The organism is Thomasclavelia sp. (assembly GCF_017889095.1).
Taxonomy (GTDB): domain Bacteria; phylum Bacillota_I; class Bacilli_A; order Erysipelotrichales; family Coprobacillaceae; genus Thomasclavelia.
Genome location: NZ_JAGHEW010000086.1, coordinates 1 through 6,013 on the forward strand (window position 1 = coordinate 1; position 6,013 = coordinate 6,013).

The following is a 6,013-nucleotide window of genomic DNA, read 5'->3' on the forward strand; positions in this document are numbered from 1 at the left end:
CAGAATCTGCATTTACTAATACGTTGCACCATAATACCCCTACTGCACCGGCAATAGTTAAAGGCATGAAGGTTTGGAACGCATTTTTAATTGCAGATAAATACTTGTTTTGTCCACACCACGCACCTACGCGGCCAAGGACATCTGCCATTTTGTCCATATTAAATTTTCCTCCCTTATCTATTTAATATAAACTTAACAAACCCACCTTTTTTAAGCAATAATATAAGCGCTTTCTGTAACCGATTTACATAATTGAAGATTTCTTGAGTTTAAAGATTAAAATTTTTTACATTTTTTTGGTAAACAAAAGTAGTAATCCCATGGTCTTACTACTTTTGTTCTCGTTCAATTTTATGAATTAAATTTAAATAATAATTTTTTTGAAATAACGCTGAAAAAATTAAGTCCATAATATAATCACTGCTTACTTTAGAAGAAAAACTATCAATTTTAGAAATCACATTTTCTTTAGAACACATCGTTAAACAATAAGTAGCGTTTTTTCTAAGATAACTATCATTTATCGAAGTTACTGCAATTATCTTGATCTTTTTTTCCTTTAAATGTTTGATTACTTCATAGATAGACTCTGACTCCCCTGAATAAGATACAATAATAGCAATAGAATCTTTATTCATATAAAGTAATCTTCGTTCTTGATCATATAAGCTGTTTAAATTAATCGATTGATTGATCGTGATCATTCGATGTTCAAACATTGAAGCTGATAAATAAGAGGTATCTTTAGCATAAACATCAATCGTCTTAGCATTATATAATTCTTCAACAATCTGATTAAATTGCTCAAAGTCTAATAAATTTCTTGTTGCTTCAACCGTATCTTTATATAAATTACTAATTCCTAAAGAAATTTCTTCTAAACTGTCTTTATCTTTAAAAGGACGATTGAAATCAACATCACTTTGATACTCAAATAAAACAGATTTCATAAAATTCATTCGAAAGCTATTATAATCCTTTTCTCCCAGCTTCTTACAAAATCTACTAATCGTAGCTGTTGAAGTATAAGTAGCATCAGCTAAATCAACTAGTTTCATATCAGCCACTTCTTCTTTATGATCAATTAAATAATTGGCAATTCCTTTTTCCAGATCACTAAAGCCTTTTTTATATTCTAATTTTGATAAAAGACTCATTTTCTTCACCTTCTTTAATACTTACAGTATAGTAAAATTTATATTTAGCAGCTTTTATAATTACGTAAAATATGATAAAAATAACGAACTTTTTATATTAGTCGCTAAAAAGCTCGTTATTTGTAATTTGTTAATTATATAAAAATGAAAATAGCTATTAATAAAAAGAAAATTTTGCGTCAACAGATATTCTAAGGGTTAATAGCTATTTCATTAATGCAGGCTTTATGAAGCTTGCATTATCATTCTATTAAAAAAGTATCTTTTAGTGAATAATTTTAATCAAATTAGAATATTATTTTCATTTTTTTTACTAGTTTATCAATATTCTGGTAAATTTTTTTCAAAATAAAAGATGACACTATTTGTCATCTTCAAATTCTTTATAATCAACATCAATAATATCTTCGCTACCACGACGATATTCATTTTGGCTATGATATGCTTTTCTTTTTTCTTCAGCTTTCTTACGATATTCTCGCTCATATTCTTCTACTTTTTTACTGTAAGTATATCGTTTAATTGATGACCAGATCAATAAAGCCGCGATAATGATCCAAGTAATTGGACTAGTAAGAATGTTTAAAACTAGACTTACTATTACAAAAATAATTAAAATGACTAAAATCGCATAATATATTGGCAATCGTATCAACTCCTTTTATCTATATCATACACATTTATCGCTTAAAATCAAATAATTCTTTTAGATTAATCGCAAAGCCAATCGAAATCTTTTCAATTGCTTTTAAAGAAATATTTCTACTTCCCCGTTCAACATCAGAAATATAGTTTTTCGACAAACCACAGCGAAACGCTAGCTCTTCTTGGGAAATTCCCTGTTTCAAACGTAACTCTTTGATTCTTTGTCCGAATCTTACTTCTATTTTTTCCATCTAATCACTCTCCATTTGAATCAATCGTTTTGCTTCCATACTAATTTTTTTAAATTGGTGATGCAACCCAGATCTACTAATTGTTTCACCGGTTTTATTAAAGTACGCTTCTGTTAATTCATTTAATGAATAGTCGGGATTTTCTTTTCTAAGCAAAGCTACATTTCGTGTCTTTTCATCAAGCATTTCTAAGCCCATAAACATTTCAATTGTTTCTATATCTTGTAACTGTTTATTAGCTGAAGCTAAAGTTTTTACTTCATTGGCAATATCACAATTATTCCAGCGATTTACAGTATTTGACATATTTCGATCAATTCTAGTGCTTTCAAAACTCATGACTGATTGGCTAGCACCAATCGCTCTTAAAAAGTCACCAATCTTTTCTGAAGATTTTAAATATACTACGTATTTATTACGTCGTTTGATAATTTTAGCATTTAATTCAAATGAATTAATTAAATTCGCAATAAATTTTGCATATTCTTCTTCATTAAAACTCATCTCTAAATGATAGTTAGAAGTTTCTGGATTATTGACACTTCCTGAAGAAAGAAAGGCTCCAGCTAAATAAGCTCGTACACAACATTCTTTTTTAAAGATACGCTGGCTAGGAACCGCACAAAAACCTAAACCTTGCAACAAAGATAAATCTTCCAGTATCTCTCTTGCTTTAGTAACTTTTAGAATATAAACGTTATTTTTCTTTAATTTCATTTTCCGTGAAACTAAAAACTCTATTTGGGGATCATATTCATCCTTTAACATCTTATGTATTTTCGAAGCAATCTTGGCATTTTCGGTTCTAATTGTCAACAATAAACCACTATTAGACAATGATAATACACCATTTATCTTAATTACTGCACAAAGCATTGCTTTTTGGCAACAAGATTCAAAATCGTTAAAAACAACTTCTTCTTTGACAACACGAGAAAAAGATACCATCTTTATCCTCTAATGATCGGCATCGCGATGTAATCGATGCACCTGATAATATTTACTATAATGATCTGCAAAATAATTAGTCAAAGTAACCGAACGATGTTGCCCACCGGTACAACCAATACCTACAATTAAATGCATTTTTCCTTCTTTATCATATTCATTTAATAAATAATCTAACAAATCTAACATTTTCTTGATGAATATTTGTGTTTCTTCTTTTTCAATTACATAATCATATACAGCTTTATCATTTCCCGTTAAATGCCGTAATTCTTCAATATAGAAAGGATTTGGTAAAAAACGCACATCAAACAACAAATCAGCATCTTTAGGAACACCATGTTTATAACCAAAAGATACAAAAGTTATTCTAAATGGATCGACTTGTCCTTTACTAAAATAATCTTCTAATAAATCCTGGAATTTTGCTCCTTTTAATTTTGTTGTATCGATGATCAAATTCGCTAAACGGGAAATTGGTTCCGCTAATCTTCTTTCAAATTCAATCGCTTCAATTAATGAAGAAGCTTTATTAGATATCAATAATGGATGTGATCGTCTTGTTTCTTTATATCTTTTAACTAGTACCTCATCATCGCAATCCAAAAATACTACTGTTAAATGAATCCAATCTAAATTAGATAATAGACGAATTGCCTTTAAAGCATCATCCAAACTTACCGCCATCGCAACTCTTTGATATTTAGAATTACCTTGAACTAGCTCTGCAAATTCAGTTAATAAAGCCACGGGATAATTATCTATACAGCGATAAGCTAAATTTTCAAAACAAGCCATGGCACTAGTTTTTCCGGCTCCTGACATTCCAGTTACAATCACAATCTCTTCTTGATCGATATTTCTTATTTCTTGATCCATAATCTCACTTCACTTTCTATCTTCATTTTATCAAAAATACTTTTATAAGTGTACTTGATTTTAATTATTTTCACAAATATTTTGATTCTAAAAGTTATCTAAATTATGTGTTTTATACTAAAAATATCGCTATTAATTGCTTTTTTTATCAAAATTAAAATGAACCCCTAAAGGTTCACTTTAATATTAATGATTTTATTGATTATCTGGAAATAATAATTCAATTAAATGAATACTCTGTTTATTAGCCATTTGAATTCCTTCATTACAAAAATGGCAATAAGTAACTACTTTATCGGTTTTAAACTTTTGACAATAGTTTTCAAAATAAGCTTTTTGTTTATCTTTTACAATCGGTTTGAACATTTTAACATTATCACCGCCATATTTTTTCGGTGCTAATATTTGATTCGACTTTAAGCAAGGATTGACTAACTTAGTGCCGCAAAATGACGTCTGATCATAATTATCTTCTAGTTCAATAACATCTATATTCATTTTTTTAAGTAAAGATCTTACTGCTTTTTGCATCCCCGTTCTTCCTTTAGCGCTCCAGCAATCTTGAATTGTCATTGCTTCATGATGATAATTTGGAAAAATAAAGTTAGGATCTTGATCAATAATTTCCCATAAAAAGCTTACTTTTGAAGTTAAAGAACTTTCTTCAATGATACAGGCACATGTAGGACATAATACAATTGCTTTATCATCAGGAGTTAGTTTTTTATGACCCGCTCGACAACAGCCAACTGGTTCAATTTGAAATCTTTGATAAAGATATTCCTTAACTTTTTGACTTTCACGAGGATGATCTTGTTTTTCTTTACAACTTGGAAAAAATACAACTGCCATATATCTTGCCTCCTATTCAACAATTAAAATATAGCATATTTTTTTAGTTATCTTTGATATTTCGATTTTTGGAAAATGAAAAGGTATCACTTGGATACCTTACGATATTCTAAAGCTATCAAATCATTGATTAGCGGGTATAAAACTGAATGGGTAGTAATTGATGAATGTTGTCTATAAATAATATACAAATCAGCTAAGTTTTTTTCCTTTGCTGCTTTATTACCAGTAATCAAAACAATCTTTCCTTTTACTTTATCATAGTCTTTTATTGGCTTAAATTTAGAGCGGACATTTTTTTCTAGAAAATCTCCAGAATTGGAATAAATTATGATTAACGTATCTTCATCACTGGCTTTAATAAATTCTTCCTGTTTAACGTCATTTAAATATGTAATGATAAACTTACCATTATAGGCTAATTTAAGCTGTAAATCTAACGCTCCAATTTGTGAAAAATATAATCCAAAGCTGGCAACTTTTTTATATTTATGCAAATCCCGTGCCAATTCTTTAATTCCATTGATTTCTTTTAAGGCTTCAATATCCTGATGAATTGTTTGAAGATAGTGATCAAAATTATTATTTTCAAGATATTCTAATATATTTTGATTATAGCTATAAGGTACGTTATAGGGATTTTCTTTAAAAGGAATCTCATCACGAAAATCACTAAAATCTTCAAAATCTATTTTTCTAATAAATTTAGATATGGTCGAAACAGATACATGGCACTTTCTTGCGATGTCACTAATCGTCATATCAGCTAATTGATAATAATTCATTAATAAAAAATAAGCTATATGATAATCAGTACTATCAACATCACTATCATTTAAAACAATTAATAATCGGCTTAATAAAACTCCCATTTAACCACCCACTTTTCTAATTTCAATTTTACTATATCAAAGCACTAAATACTATGATTTTAACGTTTACGCTGATAATCTTCTCTTACTTTATTTGACCATGATGGATCAAAGGTATTATTTCGGGAATTACTAAGATAATTATTCATCGCTTCAAAAGATACCTCTACTCCCTTATCATCATCATAAAAAGTGATTGAATGATTAATATCGATCCCAATTTTAGATGCTTCATGACAAGCATTGATCCTAGCTCCTAAGAAAATAAACTCCCAGCCATATTTTTCTTGTTGTCTAGCGATTATTTTTTTGATTTGTGAATAACTGTATTCTTTACTAGCATTTTCATAGCCGTCACTCATGATGACAAAAATGACATGATCACTTTTTTGCTTTTTTTCTTTGG

The 6,013-nt window shown here is 28.9% G+C and carries 7 protein-coding genes and 2 pseudogenes; all 9 read right to left on the minus strand.

Annotated elements, in window-relative coordinates:
• Positions 1-160, minus strand: a pseudogene (locus J7M77_RS03825) (PTS sugar transporter subunit IIC); the annotation flags it as partial.
• 172 nt (positions 161-332) lie between these two features.
• Positions 333-1,160: a MurR/RpiR family transcriptional regulator gene (locus tag J7M77_RS03830; protein WP_296876174.1), complete on the minus strand. Its 828-nt coding sequence runs from the start codon at positions 1,158-1,160 to the stop codon at positions 333-335.
• A gap of 361 nt (positions 1,161-1,521) precedes the next feature.
• Positions 1,522-1,806: a hypothetical protein gene (locus tag J7M77_RS03835; protein WP_296876177.1), complete on the minus strand. Its 285-nt coding sequence runs from the start codon at positions 1,804-1,806 to the stop codon at positions 1,522-1,524.
• Positions 1,807-1,840: 34 nt separating this feature from the next.
• Positions 1,841-2,056, minus strand: a complete 216-nt coding sequence (locus J7M77_RS03840; protein WP_296876178.1) for a helix-turn-helix transcriptional regulator — start codon at positions 2,054-2,056, stop codon at positions 1,841-1,843.
• Positions 2,057-3,004 carry a DNA-binding protein WhiA gene (gene whiA / locus J7M77_RS03845; protein WP_296876180.1) on the minus strand — a complete coding sequence of 316 codons (948 nt, stop codon included), beginning with the start codon at positions 3,002-3,004 and terminating at the stop codon, positions 2,057-2,059. It lies immediately after the preceding gene.
• A 9-nt stretch (positions 3,005-3,013) separates the two neighbouring features.
• Positions 3,014-3,862 (minus strand): RNase adapter RapZ, encoded by an 849-nt coding sequence (gene rapZ / locus J7M77_RS03850; RefSeq protein WP_367236732.1) that lies wholly within the window; start codon positions 3,860-3,862, stop codon positions 3,014-3,016.
• Between the two features lie 216 nt (positions 3,863-4,078).
• A complete protein-coding gene (locus J7M77_RS03855) occupies positions 4,079-4,735 on the minus strand; it encodes a hypothetical protein (protein ID WP_296876186.1) in 657 nt (218 codons plus the stop codon).
• Between the two features lie 86 nt (positions 4,736-4,821).
• Positions 4,822-5,607, minus strand: coding sequence for a MurR/RpiR family transcriptional regulator (locus tag J7M77_RS03860; protein ID WP_296876188.1), 786 nt, complete (start codon positions 5,605-5,607; stop codon positions 4,822-4,824).
• Positions 5,608-5,666: 59 nt separating this feature from the next.
• Positions 5,667-6,013: pseudogene (locus J7M77_RS03865) on the minus strand (hypothetical protein); the annotation flags it as partial.

Coding starts and splice junctions, on each gene's coding strand:
- J7M77_RS03830 (WP_296876174.1), bottom strand. CDS start 1,160: ATGAGTCTTTTATCAAAATTAGAATATAAAAAAGGCTTTAGTGATCTG.
- J7M77_RS03840 (WP_296876178.1), bottom strand. CDS start 2,056: ATGGAAAAAATAGAAGTAAGATTCGGACAAAGAATCAAAGAGTTACGT.
- whiA (WP_296876180.1), bottom strand. CDS start 3,004: ATGGTATCTTTTTCTCGTGTTGTCAAAGAAGAAGTTGTTTTTAACGAT.
- J7M77_RS03855 (WP_296876186.1), bottom strand. CDS start 4,735: ATGGCAGTTGTATTTTTTCCAAGTTGTAAAGAAAAACAAGATCATCCT.
- J7M77_RS03860 (WP_296876188.1), bottom strand. CDS start 5,607: ATGGGAGTTTTATTAAGCCGATTATTAATTGTTTTAAATGATAGTGAT.